The organism is Streptomyces sp. CB01580, from assembly GCF_001905795.1.
Taxonomy (GTDB): domain Bacteria; phylum Actinomycetota; class Actinomycetes; order Streptomycetales; family Streptomycetaceae; genus Streptomyces.
The window spans coordinates 244,931-265,214 of record NZ_LIXJ01000002.1; the positions used below are offsets into that span (position 1 = coordinate 244,931).

Annotated in this window: 15 protein-coding genes; 9 read left to right on the plus strand and 6 right to left on the minus strand. The window is 71.4% G+C overall.

Going from position 1 to position 20,284, the window contains the following annotated elements; translation table 11 throughout:
* Nucleotides 1–147: 147 nt before the first annotated feature.
* The gene (locus AMK22_RS03615) at nucleotides 148–1,551 is read right to left on the minus strand and encodes an APC family permease (RefSeq protein WP_079185904.1); all 1,404 of its coding nucleotides are present in this window, start codon (nucleotides 1,549–1,551) and stop codon (nucleotides 148–150) included.
* Between the two features lie 90 nt (nucleotides 1,552–1,641).
* Here AMK22_RS03615 and AMK22_RS03620 point away from each other — a divergent pair, with 90 nt between their 5' ends.
* Nucleotides 1,642–2,634: a 4-hydroxy-3-methylbut-2-enyl diphosphate reductase gene (locus AMK22_RS03620; RefSeq protein WP_073781745.1), complete on the plus strand. Its 993-nt coding sequence runs from the start codon at nucleotides 1,642–1,644 to the stop codon at nucleotides 2,632–2,634.
* Between the two features lie 216 nt (nucleotides 2,635–2,850).
* Nucleotides 2,851–3,591, plus strand: coding sequence for a polyphosphate--glucose phosphotransferase (gene ppgK, locus AMK22_RS03625; protein ID WP_073781746.1), 741 nt, complete (start codon nucleotides 2,851–2,853; stop codon nucleotides 3,589–3,591).
* 272 nt (nucleotides 3,592–3,863) lie between these two features.
* On the opposite strand, the gene AMK22_RS03630 is transcribed toward ppgK, so the two are convergent.
* Complete coding sequence (locus AMK22_RS03630; RefSeq protein ID WP_073781747.1) at nucleotides 3,864–4,478, minus strand: DUF6542 domain-containing protein; 615 nt, start codon at nucleotides 4,476–4,478, stop codon at nucleotides 3,864–3,866.
* A 511-nt stretch (nucleotides 4,479–4,989) separates the two neighbouring features.
* Between AMK22_RS03630 and ychF the strand changes: the two genes are divergently transcribed.
* Nucleotides 4,990–6,078, plus strand: a complete 1,089-nt coding sequence (ychF, locus tag AMK22_RS03635; protein ID WP_073781748.1) for a redox-regulated ATPase YchF — start codon at nucleotides 4,990–4,992, stop codon at nucleotides 6,076–6,078.
* A 467-nt stretch (nucleotides 6,079–6,545) separates the two neighbouring features.
* On the opposite strand, the gene AMK22_RS03640 is transcribed toward ychF, so the two are convergent.
* The 3 genes from AMK22_RS03640 to AMK22_RS03650 form a co-directional block, all read right to left on the minus strand.
* Entirely contained in the window at nucleotides 6,546–7,715 is a 1,170-nt protein-coding gene (locus AMK22_RS03640; RefSeq protein ID WP_073781749.1) for a hypothetical protein, read from the minus strand.
* Nucleotides 7,716–8,135: 420 nt separating this feature from the next.
* The gene (locus tag AMK22_RS03645) at nucleotides 8,136–10,829 is read right to left on the minus strand and encodes a discoidin domain-containing protein (protein ID WP_073781750.1); all 2,694 of its coding nucleotides are present in this window, start codon (nucleotides 10,827–10,829) and stop codon (nucleotides 8,136–8,138) included.
* Nucleotides 10,830–11,046: 217 nt separating this feature from the next.
* Nucleotides 11,047–12,153 (minus strand): threonine synthase, encoded by a 1,107-nt coding sequence (locus AMK22_RS03650; protein WP_073781751.1) that lies wholly within the window; start codon nucleotides 12,151–12,153, stop codon nucleotides 11,047–11,049.
* A gap of 258 nt (nucleotides 12,154–12,411) precedes the next feature.
* Here AMK22_RS03650 and AMK22_RS03655 point away from each other — a divergent pair, with 258 nt between their 5' ends.
* The 6 genes from AMK22_RS03655 to AMK22_RS03680 all read left to right on the plus strand — a co-directional run bounded on the left by AMK22_RS03655 (nucleotide 12,412) and on the right by AMK22_RS03680 (nucleotide 19,920).
* Nucleotides 12,412–13,995 (plus strand): S8 family peptidase, encoded by a 1,584-nt coding sequence (locus AMK22_RS03655; RefSeq protein ID WP_073781752.1) that lies wholly within the window; start codon nucleotides 12,412–12,414, stop codon nucleotides 13,993–13,995.
* Between the two features lie 372 nt (nucleotides 13,996–14,367).
* Nucleotides 14,368–15,120, plus strand: a complete 753-nt coding sequence (locus AMK22_RS03660) for a GntR family transcriptional regulator (protein ID WP_073781753.1) — start codon at nucleotides 14,368–14,370, stop codon at nucleotides 15,118–15,120.
* Between the two features lie 358 nt (nucleotides 15,121–15,478).
* Nucleotides 15,479–15,661, plus strand: coding sequence for an SPOR domain-containing protein (locus tag AMK22_RS03665; RefSeq protein ID WP_384414372.1), 183 nt, complete (start codon nucleotides 15,479–15,481; stop codon nucleotides 15,659–15,661).
* Nucleotides 15,662–15,963: 302 nt separating this feature from the next.
* Entirely contained in the window at nucleotides 15,964–16,398 is a 435-nt protein-coding gene (locus tag AMK22_RS03670) for a (deoxy)nucleoside triphosphate pyrophosphohydrolase (RefSeq protein ID WP_073781755.1), read from the plus strand.
* Nucleotides 16,399–16,727: 329 nt separating this feature from the next.
* Entirely contained in the window at nucleotides 16,728–17,156 is a 429-nt protein-coding gene (locus AMK22_RS03675; RefSeq protein WP_073781756.1) for an ATP-binding protein, read from the plus strand.
* A 196-nt stretch (nucleotides 17,157–17,352) separates the two neighbouring features.
* Nucleotides 17,353–19,920: a SpoIIE family protein phosphatase gene (locus AMK22_RS03680; RefSeq protein WP_199883126.1), complete on the plus strand. Its 2,568-nt coding sequence runs from the start codon at nucleotides 17,353–17,355 to the stop codon at nucleotides 19,918–19,920.
* 18 nt (nucleotides 19,921–19,938) lie between these two features.
* On the opposite strand, the gene AMK22_RS03685 is transcribed toward AMK22_RS03680, so the two are convergent.
* A complete protein-coding gene (locus AMK22_RS03685) occupies nucleotides 19,939–20,193 on the minus strand; it encodes a hypothetical protein (protein ID WP_073781758.1) in 255 nt (84 codons plus the stop codon).
* Nucleotides 20,194–20,284: the final 91 nt, after the last annotated feature.

A 20,284-nucleotide genomic window follows, 5' to 3' on the forward strand; every position in this document is an offset into this window, starting at 1 on the left:
GGCACCGACAATCGGCCGCCCCCGAACCGGCCACGCCGTCGCCGTCCCCCACCTCGCTCCCGCACCGCGCGTCCGCCGGAACGCACAGCTGTCGGGACGCACTGCTGTCGGGACGTACATCCGCCGGGAGCGGGGCGTGCGGCTCCGTCACGCCGGTCGCCGCCCCCACTGCACCGCCAGCACCACCAACCCCACTCCCAGCCAGCACACCCCCACCACCTGGGCGCTCGCGGTCGCCGCCATGATCACCGCGACCAGCACCCCCGCACCCACCACCGGCACCAGCACATGCCGCCACCAGCTCGGCGGCCCCGCCATCCGGCGTACGGCGAACCAGCCGACCACCGACGCGTGCAGCAGCACGAACGCCGTCAGCGCCCCGATGTCGACGACCGACACCAGATGGTCGAGACCGTCGGGGCGCCGGGCCGCCCACACGGCGGCCACCAGCGTGATCGCCGCCGCCAGCAGGATCGCGAACCGCGGTACTCCCGACCGCGGATCGACCCTGGACAGCAGCGACGGCAACCGGCGCTCCCTGGCCATCGCGAACACCAGACGTCCCGCGGCCGCCTGCCCCGCCAGCGCCGCGAAGGCCGCCCCGACCGCCTTGCTGACCGCCACCAGATCGTGCAGCCAGGTTCCGACCGACGCGTCCACCGTGTCGTAGAACGCCGACCCCTGCGCGGCCGGATCGGTGGCCAGTTCCGCCGACGTCATCGGCTCCAGCAGAGCCGCCAGGTACCCCTGCGCCACGAACAGCGTGCCTGCGAGCACCAGACAGAACAGCACCGCCCGCGCCACCTTCGCCGAGCCGCCCGTCACCTCCTCGGCGAACGAGGCGATCGCGTCGAAGCCCAGGTACGACAGCACCGCGACCGACACCGCGCCCAGCACCGCCGACAGGGCGAAACCGGAGTCGCCCGTGAACGGGGTCAACCAGCCGCGCTGCGCCCCGCCCCGTAGGAGCACCGCCACCGCCGACACCAGGAATACCAGCAGCACCAAGATCTCCATCAACAGGACCGCGAACCCGACCCGGGCGGCGGCCCGTACGCCCCACAGATTGAGCAGCGTAGTCACGACGACGGCGAGCGCCGTCCACACCCATCGCGACACCGACGGCACGAGCGCGTTCAGCGCGATCCCGGAGAAGAGGTAGGCGACGGCCGGGATCAGGAGGTAGTCGAGCATCGCCATCCACCCCGCGACGAACCCCGCCCCCTCCCCGAGCCCCTTGCGCGCGTAGGCGAAGACCGAACCCGCCAGCGGGGCGACGCGCACCATCTGGGCGTAGCTGAAGGCCGTGAACGCCATCACGACCGTCGCCGCGACGTAGACCAGCGCGACCGCGCCGCCCGATTTCGCGTCGAGCGTTCCGAACACCCCGACGGGCGCCATCGGCGCGATGAAGAGGAGTCCGTAGACCACCAGATCCCGGAATCCGAGCGTCCGCCGCAGTCGGCCCGGCTCCTGGTGCGCGCCCTTCACCTCCGTGCCCACGTCGCCGCTGTCCCCGCCGTCGCCGCTGCCGCCTCCGGTCCCCGACATGAGCCCTCCGTCGATCGCGCACGCACCAGATCGCGTACGCATCAGTCTGGCGACCCCGTCGATCTTCCGCCCGTCCGGCGCGGCCTTACGATGGGGCCCATGACTGCTCCGACACCCCGCCGCGTCCTGCTCGCCGCTCCTCGTGGCTACTGCGCGGGCGTGGACCGTGCCGTGATCGCCGTGGAGAAGGCCCTGGAGCAGTACGGCTCCCCGGTCTACGTACGCCACGAGATCGTCCACAACAAGTACGTCGTACAGACCCTGGAGAAGAAGGGCGCGATCTTCGTCGAGGAGACGGCGGAGGTCCCCGAGGGCTCGATCGTGATGTTCTCCGCGCACGGCGTCGCGCCGACCGTGCACCAGGAGGCGGCCGAGCGGAAGCTCGCCACGATCGATGCGACCTGCCCCCTGGTCACCAAGGTCCACAAGGAGGCCGTCCGCTTCGCGCAGCAGGACTTCGACATCCTCCTGATCGGCCACGAGGGCCACGAGGAGGTCATCGGCACCTCAGGCGAGGCCCCCGACCACATCACGCTGGTCGACGGCCCCGAGGACGTCACCAACGTCGAGGTGCGCGACCCGTCGAGGGTCGTGTGGCTCTCCCAGACCACGCTCTCCGTCGACGAGACGATGGAGACGGTCGGCGCGCTCAAGGAGAAGTTCCCGCTCCTGGTCTCGCCGCCCAGCGACGACATCTGCTACGCCACGCAGAACCGGCAGACCGCGGTGAAGCAGATGGGCGCGGACGCCGACCTCGTGATCGTCGTCGGCTCCAAGAACTCCTCGAACTCGGTCCGCCTGGTCGAGGTCGCCCTCGGCGCCGGTGCCGGCGACGCCCACCTGGTCGACTTCGCCGATGAGATCGACGAGGCGTGGCTGGAGGGCGTCTCCACGGTCGGTGTCACCTCGGGCGCGTCCGTTCCCGAGGTGCTGGTCGACGGCGTCCTGGAGTGGCTGTCGCGGCGCGGCTTCGAGGACGTGGAGATCGTGAAGGCGGCCGAGGAGTCCATCACGTTCTCGCTGCCGAAGGAACTCCGCCGCGACCTGCGGGCCGAAGCCGCTGAACTGGTCGAGGGGAAGTAGCTCCGACCGAAGCCGACGAAGCCACCGAAGCGGCGGAGTCACCGATGCGGTCGGACCCGCCGAAGCGCCGGAGCCACCGATGAGGGTGGGGTCGCAGAAGCGCTCGGAACCGTCACAGCCGTCACAGCCGCCCACAGGCGCAGGGCGACCGCGGCGGCTGTGGCGGTTTCGCGCTCCGGGAAGTGGGCCGGGCCGCCTGCCCGTACCGTGGATTCCATGGAGATCTTCGGCGTGGACATCGGCGGATCCGGGATCAAGGGCGCTCCCGTTGACCTGGAGCGCGGAGACCTGGCGCAGGAGCGCTACAAAGTACTCACACCGCACCCGGCCACGCCCAAGGACGTGGCCGACCACGTGGCCGAGGTGGTCGGGCACTTCGGCTGGTCGGGGCCGGTGGGCATCACGTTCCCCGGCGTCGTCACCGACGGGTGCACCCGCTCCGCGGCCAACGTCGACAAGAGCTGGATCGACGCGGAGGCCCGCCGGATCCTGAGCGACCGGCTCGGCCTGCCCGTCACCCTCCTGAACGACGCCGACGCCGCGGGCATCGCGGAGATGGCGTTCGGCGCGGGGAGGGGCCGCGGGGGAACCGTGATCATGCTGACGTTCGGTACGGGGATCGGCAGCGCCCTGTTCACCGACGGCAGGCTCGTCCCCAACACGGAGCTGGGCCACTTGGAGCTGGACGGCCGCGACGCGGAGACGCACGCCTCCACCAAGGTCAAGGAGGACGAGGGCCTCGGCTGGCACCACTGGGCGCGCAGGGTGCAGAAGTATCTGATGCACGTGGAGATGCTGTTCTCGCCCGAGCTCTTCATCATCGGCGGCGGGGTCAGCCGCAAGGCCGACAAGTTCCTGCCACTGATCGAACACGTCCGGGCCGAGATGGTGCCGGCGGAGCTGCAGAACAACGCGGGCATCGTGGGCGCGGCGATGGCGGCGTCGGACAGGGCGTAGATCGGACAGGGCGCAGAGGCGCGGAAGCCGGAAGGGCCGCGGGGGCGTGCGTACAGTGCCTGTCCGCCGGGCGGCCGTGTACGAGCCGTGAGCCATACGCAAGCGCCCCCACGCAGACGTACACCCTGCGTGCGTACGCCCCGGCAAGGAGCGCGCACCGACCTGCGAACGAGCCCCCGAGCCCGGCTCGGGGGCTCCGCCCCGGCCTCGGGGGGCCCGAGGGCCCGGACTCGGCAACGGCCCGAGGCTCTCCGCACCGGCCGCCGCCGTGGTCAGCGCCGGGGACGGCGCGTCTCCCTCGGGTCGCGGGGCGCCTGCGCGGCGGACATCTCCCGGCGCTGCCGTTGCCGCAGGCGCATCATCCGTACCTTCCGCACGGTCGTGATGAGCCCGGCGACGAGCGTGCCGCCGTACAGCCAGCCCGCGTGCACGGCGAGGGCGGTGACGAGCGCCATGGTCTGACCGGCGAAACCTCCGTCACCGCCGGAGATCGGGATGATCCCGACGGCGAACGCGATCGGCACGATGATCGGGGCCGTCACCAGGTCTGCGGGCCGCACCCACAGCGCGGTCAGCGCGCTGACCGGCAGGAACAGCACGCCGTACACGGTCGCCGAGCCGTCGAACAGCAGCGAGTCGAGGCACGCCAGCACGAACATGACGGCGGCGGCGAAGAGCCCCGCGCCGATGCCGGTCAGCCGGGGATTGGGCAGCCTGCGGAGCGCGAGAACGACGGGCGGCACCGGCCGGGACCGGCCTCCCGGCTTCGCGTCCACCACCCGGTAGGCGGTGGCGGCTTCGTCGATGGTGCCCTGCGGGGACGGCGGGGCCTGCTGGGACTGGCCGCGCTGCGGGCGCTGCGGGGGACGTGTTCTGGGCTGCTCCACCGTGACAACGTAGGTCGCCGGACGGCAGGAAGCGGGTGCGGGACACGCCCTTTGGGTGACGTCGGGGGTGAGTTCGATGCCACACGGCCGAACGGGAACCGAACCACTCCTGACCGAGCCGGGTCCGCTCCCGGCCCGAACGGCCGACTTCCCACCGGCTTCCCGTCGGTTTCGCATCGGATTCCACGGCCCTCGGAACGCGGGGCCGCGCCTACGGGAGGTCCCGGAGGTCCCGGGCGGTCCGTGCCTGCGGGACCCCTGGGCCGCGCCCACGGGAACCCGGGCCGTCGATGCCCGCGGGGCCCCTGGGCCGCCCGGCCGTCCGTGCCCGCCGGGACGCCGACCCGTGACCGGCGGGCCCCGGGGACCGGGCCGGGCCCGTCGGAGCCTCGGGCCGTGCCTGCCGGAGCCCGGTTGCCGGACCGGCTGCTCGCCCCCGCCCGTAAACTGGAGAATCGGCCCACCCGGGCCGAGGCCACCCCGCCCTCCCATCCTTCAGGAAGTCGCCAACGTGTCGCTCACGATCGGAATCGTCGGTCTGCCGAATGTCGGCAAGTCGACCCTGTTCAACGCCCTGACCAAGAACGACGTGCTGGCGGCCAACTACCCGTTCGCCACGATCGAGCCCAATGTCGGTGTCGTCGGCGTCCCCGACGCGCGTCTGAACACGCTGGCGGAGATCTTCGGCTCCCAGCGGCTGCTGCCCGCGACGGTCGACTTCGTCGACATCGCCGGCATCGTGCGCGGCGCCTCGGAGGGCGAGGGTCTGGGCAACAAGTTCCTCGCGAACATCCGTGAGTCGGACGCGATCTGCCAGGTCATCCGAGCCTTCAAGGACGAGAACGTCGTCCACGTCGACGGCAAGGTCTCGCCGAAGGACGACATCGAGACGATCAACACCGAGCTGATCCTCGCCGACCTCCAGTCCATCGAGAGGGCCGTCCCGCGCCTCACGAAGGAGTCCCGCCTCCAGAAGGACAAGGTCGCGGTCCTCGCCGCGGTCGAGGAGGCCCAGAAGATCCTGGAGTCCGGCCAGACCCTCTTCGCCGCGGGCATCACGGCGGGCACCGAGAAGGGCAGGCTCCTCCACGAGCTGCACCTGCTCACCACCAAGCCCTTCCTCTACGTCTTCAACGTCGACGAGGACGAGCTGGTCGACGAGGACTTCAAGAACGAGCAGCGCGCGCTGGTCGCCCCCGCCGAGGCGATCTTCCTCAACGCCAAGATCGAGTCCGAGCTGATCGAGCTCGACGACGACGAGGCCCTGGAACTCCTCCAGTCCATGGGCCAGGACGAGCCCGGCCTCGCCACCCTCGGCCGCGTCGGCTTCGACACCCTGGGCCTCCAGACCTACCTGACGGCGGGCCCCAAGGAGGCCAGGGCCTGGACGATCAAGAAGGGCGCCACCGCCCCCGAGGCGGCCGGTGTGATCCACACCGACTTCCAGAAGGGCTTCATCAAGGCGGAGATCATCTCCTTCGAGGACCTGGTCGAAACCGGCTCGGTCGCCGAGGCCCGCGCCAAGGGCAAGGCCCGCATGGAGGGCAAGGACTACGTGATGCAGGACGGCGACGTGGTGGAGTTCCGCTTCAACGTGTGAGCGGATGAAGCAGCACCGCATTGGCCGGCCTGGCAAAACATGCAGGTGAGATGGGGTCGACTCTTTCGGGAGTCGGCCCCTTGCCGGTTTGCGTGCTGGATGGGTGCTGGACTTCCTGACGCATGGTCATCTGGACATGGCTGGAAGGCGGCGCCGAGGGGGCGTTGGCGGCTGACGGGACGCGCACGCGGAACCGCCCCGGTGTGTCGGCCCTCCCCATGAGGTCTCCGAGACCCTAGTGCCGCTCCCGGCAACGTTTGCCCCGTCGCACCATCCGGCACGCACTCCCCCAAGGCCTTAAGGGCCAGGGGGGACCCCCTTCGGCGTTGGCCGAGAGCCCACGTAGCCCTTCCCTAAGCTCTCGACTTCGTTCGAGCAGGGGAGACCCCATCCGAGGGCTTTCGGCCGCCTTGCGATCGCACGTACCGGACGCCGTTCCTTCCGGGCAAACCTTGGCGGTCACGGCACTAGTCGGCAAGTGGTTCGAGCATCGGTTGGAAGGAGGAGTCCTCCTCGTCGGAGGCGTACGGGAGGAAGCCGTCGGGAACGGTACGGGCGGCAGTGGCGAGGAGGCGGGCCAGGACTTCCCGCTCGGTGGCCGGGGGGAGCCGAAGGGTGGCGAGCAGTCGGTCGCGGACGGTGGGGTGGTCCGGGTGGTCGTCGAGGTAGTCGGAGTTGAGAGCAGGAGGGCGGAAGCCGGCCAGGGCGTCGTGCCAGGACGGGAGGACGATGGCGAGGGTGAGGGCCTCGGCCAGGGACTCGGCGATCAATGACGCCTGGCCCTCGGAGTCGGTGTAGAGGACGGGGCGGGGCCCGTCGGAGACGGCCGGGCCGCAGAGGTAGTGGGTGCCCCCCGCGTTACAGCCGGCGACGGGCTCCACCGGCAGGCTGTTGGGCAGGGCGATCGACTCGATCGGCTCGGTGCGGGCGAGGTCGAACTCGCCGTCGCAGGCCAGGTAGGAGGCGACCTCGGGATGCGCGGTGATCCTGCGGAGCAGGGCGGCGTCCGAGAGAGCGGCCGGGTTGAGGGCCGCGGCGATCGCAGGAGTGAGGGGGCTTCCGGCAAGGACGTGGCGGACGGCGTCGAGGGGGATGGGACGTTCGTAGTAATCCTCGAAGTGGGCCTGGACGGTCTCGGGGGAGCGGTCGGCCAGGAGGCGAAAGAGGAAGCCGGAGCCGTCCGGGTCGTCACTGCCCGGCGGGAAGGCGATGGCCGAGCCGGTGCGCCAGGCCGTGTCGCCGGTTTCCCGCCACAGACAGGCGGTGACGCGAGGGGCGTCGATACCCTCGTCGCGGAAGGCGGGTTCGTTCAGGAGCGGACTCAGCGCGGCAGGTACTTCGTCGATGACGCCGGGCCAGACCTGCTCGTCGTCCGTCCCGTACGGGCTCATCTCCGACTCGTGGTCGAAGCCGCGTATGAGCACGCCGGCCAGGGTGAAGAGTACGGAGAAGTCGTCTCCCGAGCCGTTCTTCATCAGGGCTGCCTCTTCACCAGGGCCCCAGGCCGTGTCGAAGGTGTGGCGGCAGAACCGCGGATCGTCGCCGATCGTGGCGTCCAGAAGCGCCAACGCGTGCAGATGAGCGCGGAGTTCGGCGGGGCCAGGGAGATGGGCGGCGGTCTCGTGCACAGTGCTCATGGCGCCATGCAAGCATCCGCCACTGACAACTCGGCACGGCCTGGCTCGGGCAGTCGTGCGCGCAGCCCTGTGGAGGACGTTCCGCGCCAACGTGTGACCTGGCCGGTGCAAGGCCGTCCGACCCGGGATGTCCGCAGCAGGGTAGGGGCGGTGGGTCCCATCCGCGCAGTCTCATCGGCCGACCGGTCGGCTCCGGCGTCAGGTATGTCCAGCCGGCGAAGGTCCGCCGGTTCAGTGCGTGGTGGGTGAGATGGCGCCATGTCACCGGCCTGGTGAATCGGCAGGTCGGCAGGGGCGGGCGGCCGGGCGGTTCGCGAGCATTCGGTTCAGGTGAGCAGCACTCAGGTGTTCGGGTGCGCCGGGCCGCCTCGTACGCCAGACGTACGGGACGGCCGTCGGAGGGATCCGCGCACCCGCCGATCAGGGCTGTCTGACCGTCAGTTCCCGTACGCTCGCCGGCTTCTCCGGGTCCGGTGCGGTGACCGTCAGGCGCACCAGGCGGGCCGTCGCGCCCGGGTGGTACGGGTGCCAGACGGTGCCGGTCGTCGAGGTTTCCAGGCGGTACGGGACGGAGCGCGCGTCCGTCCATTCCAGGTGGACGGAGGTCACCGGGGCGGCGCGTCCCAGGTCGACCGTCAGTGAGCCCGTCGCGCCGTCCGGGGACCAGGAGGTGGCCGGGCTGCCGTCGACGGCGGCCACCGCATACAGGCCGGGGGACTCGGAGGTCGCTGTCACCGGACGGCAGCGGGCCGCGTCCGTCGTGGCGGCGAGGTCGGGGCGGCGGGTGGGGAGGGCGAGGGTGCCCGTGAGGAGGCGGGGGCCGGTGGGGGTGTGGAGGGTGAACGGGGTGCCGGAGGTCAGACGGACCGTGGTCGTCAGGGGGCCGATAGCGATGTCGAAGACGCGGCCCCGGTAACGCAGGCCTGTCAGCGTGACGCCGCGGCCGAGCTGCGGGGGCAGCAGGGGGTCGAGCCGTACCCCGTCCTCGCGCAGCCGAAGCCCCGTCAGCCCGTGGGTGAAGACCTGGAGGAAACCGCCCTTCCCGGTGAGGAAGTCCTCGGCGGGGGCCCCGGCCAGCGGGTCCTGGGCGCCCGCCTTCGCGCCCCGTGCCTCGCTGAACAGGGCGTACGGGCCGCGCATGAACGGGCGCACGGACCGCTGGAGGTAGGTGTACGTCGCACAGCCGGCCTCCCCGATCGTGGCCGCGTCGATCGCGTGGACCGAGTCCGTCATGGCCGGACCGTCCGGGTCGGTGCGGGTGGCGTAGTAGTCGAGCGTGGCCGCGGCGGCGCCCGGCTCCATCGGCCATTCCAGCGGATAGAGCAGCAGCACCGTGTCGGCCTGCTTGATCGTCGAGCCGTTGTAGCCCGCGTACTGGAGGAACAGCTTGCGCGCCGGGTCGTACGGGATGCGCAGACCGTCCGCGACCCGTGTCCACTCGGCCGGTGCGGGGTGTCCGAGCAGGCGCGCGGCGCGGGCGGCGTTGCGCAGGGCGGTAGCGGCGACGGCGTTGGTGAAGACCCCGTCGGTGACGCCGTTGCTGTACTCGTCGGGGCCCGCGACGTCCTTGAGCGAATAGCTGCCGTCGCCGTTCGCGGTGGCCCGGGAGGTCCAGAACTCGGCGATGCCTCGGAGCAGCGGCCAGCCGTGTCCGGACAGCCAGGCGCGGTCCCCGGTCGCCAGGTAGTACTGCCAGACGGCGAGCGAGACATCGCCCTGGAGGTGGATCTGGGTGAGGCAGTGCGGGGGGTCCCAGCTGTGGCACTCCTTCCACAGGTCGCCCCGGCTCGCGCTCGTCCACGGGTAGAACAGGCCCCGGTACCCGAGCTTGCGGGCGTTGGCGCGGGCGGCTGCGCGGGTGCGGTAGCGGTACTCCACGATCGAACGGGCCGCTTCGGGACGGGTGACGAGCAGCCCGGGGTACATCCAGATCTCGGCATCCCAGAAGATCAGGCCGGCATAGTCGTCGCTGGTCAGCCCGGTCGGGGCGATGCTGTCAAGGGAGCCGGACCGGGTGGCGGTGAGCAGGCCGTACTGCGCGGATCGCAGCCATTTCCGCAGCTCGGGGCTGTCCGGTACGGAGATGTCGGCCGCCCATGCCCTGCGCCAGACCGCGGCGTTCGCGGCGAGTATGTCCGTCCAGCCGCGCCGGGCCGCGCGCGTCGACGCCGCGCGGGCGGTGGTGCGCGGGTCGGACGAGGTGAGCGTGGTGTCGACGCCGACGTACTTCTCGAAGGTGTACGTGCGCCCGGCGCGCACCTGGCGCGTGCTCGTCCGGTGCGCGCCGGTTGGCGAGGTGCCGGTCTGTCGGCTGCCGGTCTGTGGGTTGTCTGCCCGTGGGTTGCCGGACCCGTGCGTCGTACCCGGTCCGGAGGTGCGCAGGGTCTGGGCGATCGCGCCCGTCGTTCCGGTCCCCCGGGTGCGGAACGTGCCGTCGGGCTCCAGGTCGATGCGGCGCGCGCCCTGTGGGTCCAGCCGGGCGGTGACGGTCGCGGTGCCGTTCCAGCGCGGGGTCATGCGCAGCCGTACGGCGCCGGTGTGCGCGTCGGACCGGTCGGCGAGCACTTCGTACGTGAGGTCCGTCGCGCGTCCGTCGGCCGTGGTCCAGCGCAGCGACGTGCGCACCAGACCGCAGCGGAGGAACAGCGTCTGGCGGTAGCGCGAGATCCGGGCCGGTGGCGTGTCGGAGCCGTAGGTCTCGTCGCCGACGCGTACGTCGAGGGTCGTCCAGCTCGGCAGGGCGGCGATCACCTCGCGGCCGGCGGCGAGGTTCTTGTCGCGTCCGTACAGGCCGGAGACGAAGGCGCCGTCGTAGCGCGGGGTGAACAGCGGCCAGCCGGTCTTCTCGCCCGTCGCCGCGTATCCCGCGCCCGCGGCGGGCACCCGGTGGCCCAGGTATCCGTTGCCGACGTACGGGGTGTAGCCGCCGGCCTCCCCGAATCGTGTGGAGGACAGGGCCCAGGCGGGGTCGGCGTCGTGGTCGCAGTCGGTGGGCGCGGGCGAGCGGGGCACGGCCGCGTAGGAGGCGGGCGGCGGCGGTGCGATCAGGACACCCGCGACCAGGGACGTCAGGGATGCCAGGGACGTGAGGAGACAGATGCGGGAGAGGCTCACCGTACGAACGTAGGGAAGTGCGCTCCGGGCACAGGGGCACGGCGCGCGGCGCACGGGTGAACGCCGGGCCGGGCGCCTCGTCCCGGTGAGAGCTTCGTCCTGGTGGTGTTTCGTTCCGGTGAGTGCTTTGGCCCCGTGTCCCGTGTCCCGTGTCCCGTGTCCCGTGTCCCGTGTCCCGTGTCTCCTTGTCCCTGTGCCCCGTGTTCGGCTTCCTGTGTCAGGGGGCGAGGCCCGTCTTGAGGCCCGCGCCGCACAGCGGTACGACGATTTCGAGGTCCGTCCGGCCGCCGACCGCCGCCCAGCAGGCGACGCCCGTCGTCTCCACGTAGAAGCCCCGTGCGGCCAGGTCCAGTTGGGCCGCACGGATCTGCGCCTCGGTCACCGTGAGGAAGGTGCCGCCCGATGCGCGCACCGCCGCCAGGACGGCGCGGGCGCGCGGCGGGCAGGGGATGGCGATGCCCTCCGCGAGGGTCGGCGAAGTCGGCGCGGGCGTGCCGGTCGGGGCGCCGAGGAGGTCGTCGGAGCCCGTGTGGAAGGCGGTGGCCAGCGGCGATGCGGCCTCGGCCTGGACGGCGATCAGCGCGGGGCGTTCGTCGATCAGCCCCTGGGCGTGGAGTTCGGCGGTGGCGAGGGCGGCCCCGAGGAGAAGGGTGCCGTTGCCGACCGGTACGGCGATGGCGTCCGGCAGACGGCCGCCGAGGTCCTCCCACAGTTCGTACACATAGGTCTTCGTGCCGTGCAGGAAGTACGGGTTGAAGACGTGCGAGGCGTAGAAGGTGCCGGGGGCGTCGGCGGCGGCTCGGGCCGCTCGCGCGGTGGTCTCGCGGTCGCCGGGGACGATCTCCAGGTGGGCGCCGTGCGCCCGGATCTGCTCGGTCTTCTTCGGTGACGTGCCCTCGGGGACGTACACCGTGCAGGGGAGCGAGGCGCGGGCGCAGTACGCGGCGACGGCCGTGCCCGCGTTGCCGCTGCTGTCCGCGACGACCCGTTCGGGTGCCAGACGCCGGGCGAGTTCGGCGAGCATCACCGCGCCGCGGTCCTTGAACGAGAGCGTCGGCATCAGGTAGTCGAGCTTGGCCGAGACCGTGTCGGTGAGCGGGACGAGTGGGGTGCGGCCCTCTCCGAGGCTGGTCGTGGGAGAGGCGAGGGGCAGCACCTCTTCGTAACGCCACAGTGAATTGACGCGACCGGTCAGGGAGTTGAGGGACATCGGTCCGGCAGGCTCGAAGTTGAGGTCCCGGGGGCCGCCGCAGAGGGTGCAACACCAGGTCAGGGAGGTCGTGTCGGCGCGGGTGCCGTCCCGCGGGCAGAGATAGGAAGCCATGCCCGTCAGCGTGTCAGGTGTATGGCGGCTGAATGGCGAATGTATGGCATGCGTCAACGCACCCTTGTGCGAATCCCAAGGATCGGTCAACCTTTCGCTGTCGGCCGGGCCTTGGACGGCGCGGAATCCGAAGCAGTGGATTGTCATGTCCATGCTATTCGAGCTCATTCGGCTCGGCCCGCCCGGCACCGCTCCACCTTCACCTCCATGACCCCTGGACCCCACACCAGTGCACCGCGATCGAGGAGGAACCCTCGGATGTCAGTGATGCGTCACACCCCCCACGCCCGGCGAAGAGCCGCCGCCGCGAGCGTCATAGCCGGTGCGGCCCTCGCGCTCTCCACCGCGGCGGCGTTCCCCGCCACCGCGGCCGGTCCGGCGGCGGAAGGCCGGATCGAGAACGCGGGTGCCCCGGGCGCCATCAGCGGCAGCTACATCGTCACGCTCGACGAGTCGGCGGCCGACGCGGGATCGGCGAAGGGCAAGGCCCTCGCCAGGGAGTACGGCGCGAAGATCAAGCGGACCTACCGCGCGGCCCTCAACGGCTACTCGGTGGAACTCTCGGAGGACCGGGCGAAGAAGCTCGCCGCGGACCCGGCCGTCGAGTCCGTCGTGCAGAACCGGACCTTCAGGATCACCGGCACGCAGCCCTCGCCGCCCTCATGGGGGCTGGACCGGATCGACCAGAAGAACCTTCCGCTGAACCAGAGTTACACCTATCCGGACAAGGCCGGTGAGGGTGTCACCGCCTACATCATCGACACCGGTGTCCGGATCACCCACAACGACTTCGGCGGCCGGGCCTCGTACGGCTACGACGCCATCGACAACGACAACACCGCGCAGGACGGCCATGGTCACGGCACGCACGTGGCCGCCACCGTCGCCGGCTCGTCGTACGGCGTGGCCAAGAAGGCGAAGGTCGTCGGCGTCCGCGTCCTCGACAACAGCGGCTCCGGCACGACCGATCAAGTCGTCGCGGGCATCGACTGGGTGACGGCGAACGCCGTCAAGCCGGCCGTCGCCAACATGAGCCTGGGCGGCGGGGCGGACTCCGTGCTCGACGCCGCCGTGCGCAAGTCGATCGCGTCCGGCGTGACCTACGCGGTGGCCGCGGGCAACGAGTCGACCGACGCCTCCACCCGGTCTCCCGCGCGGGTCACCGAGGCCATCACGGTCGGCTCGACGACCAGCACGGATGCCCGCTCCAGCTTCTCCAACTACGGCAGTGTGCTGGACGTCTTCGCCCCGGGGTCGTCGATCACCTCGGCGTGGAACACCAGTGACAGCGCCACCAACACGATCTCCGGCACCTCGATGGCGACCCCGCACGTCGCCGGTGCGGCCGCCCTCTACCTGGCCGACCACCCGGCCGAGAGTCCCGCACAGGTCTCCGCCGGACTGGTCGCCGCGGCGAGCACCGGAGTGGTGACGAGCCCGGGCACGGGCTCCCCGAACCGGCTGCTGAACGTCGGCAGCGGCACCACGACCCCGCCGGGACCGAAGTTCGAGAACGCGACGGCGTACACCATCCGTGACAACTCCACCGTCGAGTCGCCCATCACGGTCTCCGGTGTCAGCGGGAACGCTCCGGCCACGCTGGGTGTGCCCGTCGACATCACGCACACCTGGATCGGCGACCTGAAGATCGACCTGGTCGCGCCCGATGGTTCGGTCTACAACCTGAAGGCGAGCGGAACGGGCGGCAGCAGCGACGACGTGGTCACCACCTACTCGGTGAACGCCTCGTCCGAGGTGGCCAACGGCACCTGGAAGCTGCGCGTCACCGACAGCGCGGCGGGCGACACCGGGCGGATCAACTCCTGGGGCCTGCAGTTCTGATGACGTCACGTCGGGCGGACCGTGCGGCTTCCCGGGTGGTCCGCCCGACGGATCGTTCGACGATTCGCTCGATGGCCCGGTCGATGCCCTGGTCGGCGGACGGCTCGCCGGGATGCCCCGTCGGCCGTCGGGCCACGGAGGCGTGAGCAGGGTCGGGGAGGGGCGAGGGACGGCCGCCGTCGTGGCCGCTCCTCGCCCCTTGCGCGGATGCATGATGTACGGACGCATGTACGGTTTATCCCTGCGCGCGGAGCGCGTCATGCGCGCCGCTCCAATGGATCATCACTTCGAGTGAATCTCTGGCCTTTGCTTGCGATGGGCAACCGACCGTTGTCAATCTGTTGCAGACCGTCAACCTGTTGGGAGAGGCCTGTGACTTTCGGTGAGCAGCCCGCCTATTTGCGTGTTGCGAGCGATCTGCGAGAGAAGATCGTCAATGGTTCGCTGCCGCCGCGTACGCGCCTGCCGTCCCAGGCCCGTATCCGCGAGGAGTACGGGGTGTCGGACACCGTCGCGCTGGAGGCGCGCAAGGTGCTGATGGCCGAGGGGCTGGTCGAGGGTCGCTCCGGTTCCGGTACGTATGTGCGAGAGCGGCCGGTTCCGCGCCGGATCGCCCGCTCGGGGTACCGGCCCGTTTCGGGGGCCAGTTCGTTCCGTCAGGAACAGACGGCGGGCGGCGCGCGAGGTACGTGGGAGTCTCGCAGTGAGCAGGAGGAGGCGACCGGTCCCGTCGCCGAGCGGTTGGACATCGAGCCCGGCGACCGTGTGATGCGTACGAGTTACACCTTCCGCGAGGCGGGGGAGCCGATGATGCTCTCCACGTCCTGGGAGCCGCTCGCGCTGACGGGGCGTACGCCCGTGATGCTGCCGGAGGAAGGGCCGTTGGGCGGCTGCGGGGTGGTCGAGCGGATGGCCGCGATCGATGTCGTCGTGGACAACGTGGTCGAGCAGGTCGGTGCGCGCCCGGGGCTGGCGGAGGAGCTCCTGGCGCTCGGCGGTGTTCCGGGCCATGTCGTGATGGTGATCGAGCGTACGTTCTATGCGTCGGGGCGCCCCGTCGAGACGGCGGACGTGGTGGTGCCCGCCGACCGTTTCCGGATCGCCTACCACCTCCCGGTCAGGTGAGCGGCGCGCGGAGGATGCTGCCGTTCGCCGGGCCGCCGCAGGGCCGGGTTCCTTGACCGGCGAGCGGCCGCCGCCGGTCTTGCCCGTCATGCCCTGGAAAGCCTGTGGGGGTAGTCGGCCGAGGAGCCGCACGGCCGGCCGATGTCGTCGTCGACGTCGTCGTGGGGGCGCATCCGAGGGGATGCGCCCCTCTTGTGTGGCCGGATCGGTATCTCTTTGTGTAATTACGTATCCGTTCAGTAAAGGTCTGGCGTAGGGTCCGGCATATGCGTACCGCGGTTTCCTGGGGATTCTTAAACGAGCCGTTGAAGACGTGCGAGCCGTTCGGGGGAGGGGCGCGATGCTTGGGAGGGGCGCGATGACCGACAGTGGTGCCGAGCTCCCTTGGCTGGTGATACGGCAGGACGACAACGGCAATCGCTATCGCGTCGGCAGATACGCCACACGCGGCGAGGCTCAGGAGATGGCCGACAAGCTGGAGATCCACGGCCACGAGCAGCTCTATTGGGTGGAGCGCGCCGACCGGCGCACGCGGCCGTGACATGCCGGGCCTGTGAAGGCGCCGGTCTCTGACGTGACGGGGCCGGGGCGCACCGGGCCGTGGCGATGCACCCGCCGGGAATGCCGACCGGCCGTGGTGATGTGTCCGCCCGGGACGTCGACCGGCCGTGGTGATGTGTCCGCCCGGGAATGCCGACCGGCCGTGGTGATGTGCCGACCGTGGCGCCGGGCCGAGGGCGGTGGAGCGCCCGGGTGCGGCGCGGGGCCGGGGTGTCGTGCGAGGGCATCCGTGGGCGCACTTTCCCGCACCTCGTCCGGGCCCTCGGAGTTACGCTCCGGCTCATGAGCAATCGTGTGGTGGCGGCCGGAGCCGTCTTCGATCGGGGCCGCCTGCTGGCCGCGCGCCGCAGCGCCCCGCCCGAGCTGGCCGGCCGCTGGGAGCTGCCGGGCGGGAAGCTGGAGCCGGGGGAGACCGGTGAGCAGGCGCTCGTACGGGAACTCCGGGAGGAGCTCGGCGTGGAAGTGCGCCCACTGGAGCGCGTTCCCGGTGAGTGGCCGCTGAAGCCGGGGTACGTGCTCAGGGTGTGGACGGTGCGGCTGGTGTCCGGTGTGCCCGAGCCGCTTGAGGACCATGACGAACTGTGCTGGCTCGGGCCCGACGAGATCTACTCGGTCGACTGGCTGGATCAGGATCTGCCCGCCGTCGCGGCAGCAGTGCGATGCCTGCCGGACGGCGCCCCCGTCGATGTGCCGGGCGGCGCCCCCGCCGACATCTGACGTCGCGCCGCTCGCGGTGCCGGGGCCCGGATCCCGGCCCCCTGGGGACCGGTACGGCGCCGGGGGCGGACCGGCGCCGGGAGTGGTGCGAGCCGGTGGGTACGGTGTGCGCCGCTGACGCGGAGTCGGGCGGCGGTCGGCGCCGGTTCCCGCCGTTCCGGCGCGCGGTGCTCTCCCCGTGCGCCCCTCTCTCTGTGTACATCTGTTCGCGTGCGGGGTCATACACCCGTACGCCCCACGTGTCGATCCCGGCGATAGTTCGCCCCGAATATCGGGTATGAGCTGATTATCCCGTGTAAGCAGGGCGTACCCGTTGCTGGTCTTGGGAAGTGATCGGCGTGATCGACACCGAAGGCGACTGCGCCGAGTGGACCTTTCCCGCTGTGCCCGGCGCGGTGCGCACCGCGCGGCGCGCCGTTCACGAGGCGTTGCGCGGCTGGGGGCTCGACGCAGCTGTCGGGGATGTGACGGTTTTGCTGGTCAGCGAGTTGGTCACCAACTCCTTGCAGTACACATCGGGTCCCATCGGGGTACGGTTGCAGCGCCCCCATCCCAACGGTGACGCGGCCTCCGCCCACTCCGGCCTGCTCGTGGAGGTCTCCGATCCGCTTCCGGATCCGCCTACCGAACGCCCTGCGGGGCCCGACGACGAGGGCGGCAGGGGGCTGCAACTGGTGGCGTGCTCCGCTCGTCGCTGGGGGACCAGGCGTGGAAAGACCGGCAAGACCGTGTGGTTCGAGCTGGCGCTGCCTGGTTAGGAGTGGGGTGGGACGACGCGCACGGCGATCACCTGGTCGAGCAGAACCTGTCCGAAACGGACTGAGACCGTGCTGTGATCGTGAACGCCGTGTCGGTCGGGGCCGGAGTGCTGAATACTGCGGTCAGGGCCGGTCCGGTGTGTGAGCTGGAGGGGACGGTCGCGTGAGCGAAATACCTGGGACGGCGGGCGGCATCGTGTGGCAGAACAGTCCGCCCGGCTCGATCTATGACTACATCAGGGTCGCCTCCTTCTCGATCGGCGCCGATGGCCTGATCGAGCAGTGGAGCCGACGGGCCGCGGGCTTGTTCGGGATCGCCGCGGACGTCGCCGTGGGCATGGACCCGGTCGAGGCGTTCATGCCCGCCGAGCTGCGGCGGGACGGTCACCGTCGGGTCGGCGAGATCCTCGACGGCAGGGAGTGGACGGGCCTCGTCCCGTTCCGGATACCGGGGGAGCGGGGCGTCCGCGGGCTCGCCGAGCTCTATGTGATGCCGAGCGAGACCAAGACCGGGGAACGGGCCGCGCTCTGCATCGTCGTGGACGTCCGCGCCCTGCGCCGCATCGAGACGGACCTCGCCGCTTCACAGGCCATATTCGGCCAATCTCCTTTCGGCTTCGTGCTGTTCGGTACGGACCTCGCGGTGGTGCGTGCCAACGAGCGCTTCGCCACCGTCTTCGGCGGCAGGGCCGAGGACCACCGGGGGCGCACCGTCGACGACTACCTCTCCCGCACCGAGGCGGACCGTCTCACCGCCACCCTGAAGCGGGTGCTGGAGACCGGTACGTCCGTCACCGACCTCCAACTCGTCGGCCACGCCCCCGGCGACCCGGACCGCCGGTACTGGTCCATGAACCTCTACCGCGTCCACAGCGGTTCGGGCCGGCCCGTCGGCATCGCCGGGCTGGCCACCGACGTGACGGGGCGCCATATCGCCGCCCGGGAGGCGGCCAGTGCCCGCCGCAACCTCGCCCTGCTCAACGAGGCCAGCGCCCGCATCGGCAACTCCCTCGACCTGGAGACCACCGCCCGCGAACTCCTCGACGTCGCCGTGCCGGGCTTCTGCGACCTCGCCTCCGTCGACCTCTACCAGGGGCTGCTCACCGGTGACGACGCGCCGCCCGGGAGCTGGGACTCGCTCCGCCAGGTGTCCGTCGGCGGCTCGGCCGAACTGCGCCGGGTCGCCTTCGCCAGCGCCGTGTCGGACGCCCTGCCCACCACATCGGCGGACCGGACCGCACCCGCCCCCGGCGACGGCCCGCCCGCGCTCGGAGCCGTGCACCGGTTCCCGTACCACTCGCCCTGCGCCATCGCGCTGCGCACCGGGCACGTGGAGGACGTCCCCGGCGACGACCGCGGCTTCGTCCAGTCGACCCTGGCCGTGCCGATGGTCGCCCACGACACGGTGGTCGGACTCGTCCAGTTCTCCCGCACCAAGGGCAGCGAGCCCTTCGGTGAACGGGACCGTGGCCTGGCCGTCGAACTCGCCGCCCGTGCCGCTGTCTGTATCGACAACGCCCGTCTCTACCGGCGTGAGCACGAGCGGGCGTTGATCCTCCAGCGCAGTCTGCTGCCGCCCGGTGACCCCGAGGCCGCCGGTCTCGACATCGCCTGCCGGTACCTTCCCGGCAACACCGCCACCGAGGTGGGCGGCGACTGGTTCGACGTGATCGAACTCCCCGGCCATCGCACCGCCCTCGTCGTCGGCGACGTGATGGGGCGTGGCCTGCGCGCCGCCGTGGCCATGGGCGAACTGCGCACCGCCGTACGGACTCTGGCCCTGCTCGACCTGGAGCCGGCCGAGGTGCTCGCCGCGCTCGACGAGGTCGCGCGGGGGCTCGGCACCCCCGGCCGCGCCACCGGTGCCTTCCCCGGGGGTTCCGGCGGCGGAGCCCAGTGGCCCTCCCGGGCCGCCCACAAGTCCCGTGAGGCGGACCTCTCCGAGGTGTACCTGGCGACGTGCGTGTACGCGGTCTACGACCCGGTGACCCGGCGGTGCACCTTCGCCAACGCCGGTCACCTCCCCCCGGCGGTGGTCGAACCGGGCCAACGGGCCGTCATGCTCGACGTCCCGCCCGGGATGCCGCTCGGCGTCGGCGGTGAGCCCTTCGAGGAGGTCGAGGTCGAACTGAAGGAGGGTGCCCTGCTAGCCCTCTACACGGACGGTCTCGTCGAGTCCCGCGACCATCCGCTCGACGAGGGGCTCAAGGCCCTGCGCGAGGCGCTCGTCGTGCCGCGGCGGCCGCTGGAGGACGTCTGCGACCACGTCCTGGCCACGCTCGACACCCGGCACGGCGAGGACGACATCGCCCTGCTCATGGCACGCATCCGGGGACTTCCGGCCGACGCCGTCGGCGACTGGCGGCTGCCCCGCGAGCCCCGCTCCGTCGGCCGCGCCCGCGAACTGGCCCGTGAACAGCTGCTCGCCTGGGGCCTCGGAGAGCTGGTGGACACCACCGAACTGCTGGTCAGCGAACTGGTCACGAACGCCCTGCGGTACGGCGAGGGCGAGATCCGGCTCCGCCTGCTGCTCGACCGCACGCTCGTGTGCGAGGTGTGGGACGCGGGCCTGGTCCAGCCGCGACGGCGGCGGGCCCGCGACACCGACGAGGGCGGGCGCGGGTTGCAGCTGGTCGGGATGCTGAGCACGGGCTGGGGGTCCAGGCGGACGCCGCGCGGCAAGACCGTGTGGTTCGAGCTGGCACTGCCCGACGGGGCACCGGCTGCCGAGCCCACGCTGGAACAACTGCTCAGCATGTACTGAACCGGGCGGGAGGAGGGCCTACGCCCCCTCGTACGGCCGTCGGCGGGTTGTCGTCCCGGGGGTGGTACGGGTAGCGGTGCGCCGCCGGCGCCGGACGCGAGCGAAGGCGGCGGTCGCCGCGGTGCCGGCGAGGACGGCCAGCGGCACGATCAGGTCCACGGCACCCGCCCCGCCGTAGTCGCTGGTCCCGGTCCCGTCCCCGGGCCCGGGGACGGCGGGGACGGCGGCGTGAGCCGTCCGGAGGAGGGCCGGGAAGCACGTCGTCGACAGCACGGTGAGCGGGGCTCCGCCCGGTCCGGACCCTCTGGACCAGGTGGATCGTCCGCACCGGGCGGATCGGCCGGACCGCCCGGTCCGGGAGGGT

Bases quoted from the DNA above. Each gene is read 5' to 3' on its own strand.
- AMK22_RS03615 (WP_079185904.1), bottom strand. From the start codon at position 1,551: ATGTCGGGGACCGGAGGCGGCAGCGGCGACGGCGGGGACAGCGGCGAC.
- AMK22_RS03620 (WP_073781745.1), top strand. From the start codon at position 1,642: ATGGGGCCCATGACTGCTCCGACACCCCGCCGCGTCCTGCTCGCCGCT.
- ppgK (WP_073781746.1), top strand. From the start codon at position 2,851: ATGGAGATCTTCGGCGTGGACATCGGCGGATCCGGGATCAAGGGCGCT.
- AMK22_RS03640 (WP_073781749.1), bottom strand. From the start codon at position 7,715: ATGAGCACTGTGCACGAGACCGCCGCCCATCTCCCTGGCCCCGCCGAA.
- AMK22_RS03650 (WP_073781751.1), bottom strand. From the start codon at position 12,153: ATGGCTTCCTATCTCTGCCCGCGGGACGGCACCCGCGCCGACACGACC.
- AMK22_RS03655 (WP_073781752.1), top strand. From the start codon at position 12,412: ATGTCAGTGATGCGTCACACCCCCCACGCCCGGCGAAGAGCCGCCGCC.
- AMK22_RS03665 (WP_384414372.1), top strand. From the start codon at position 15,479: ATGACCGACAGTGGTGCCGAGCTCCCTTGGCTGGTGATACGGCAGGAC.
- AMK22_RS03670 (WP_073781755.1), top strand. From the start codon at position 15,964: ATGAGCAATCGTGTGGTGGCGGCCGGAGCCGTCTTCGATCGGGGCCGC.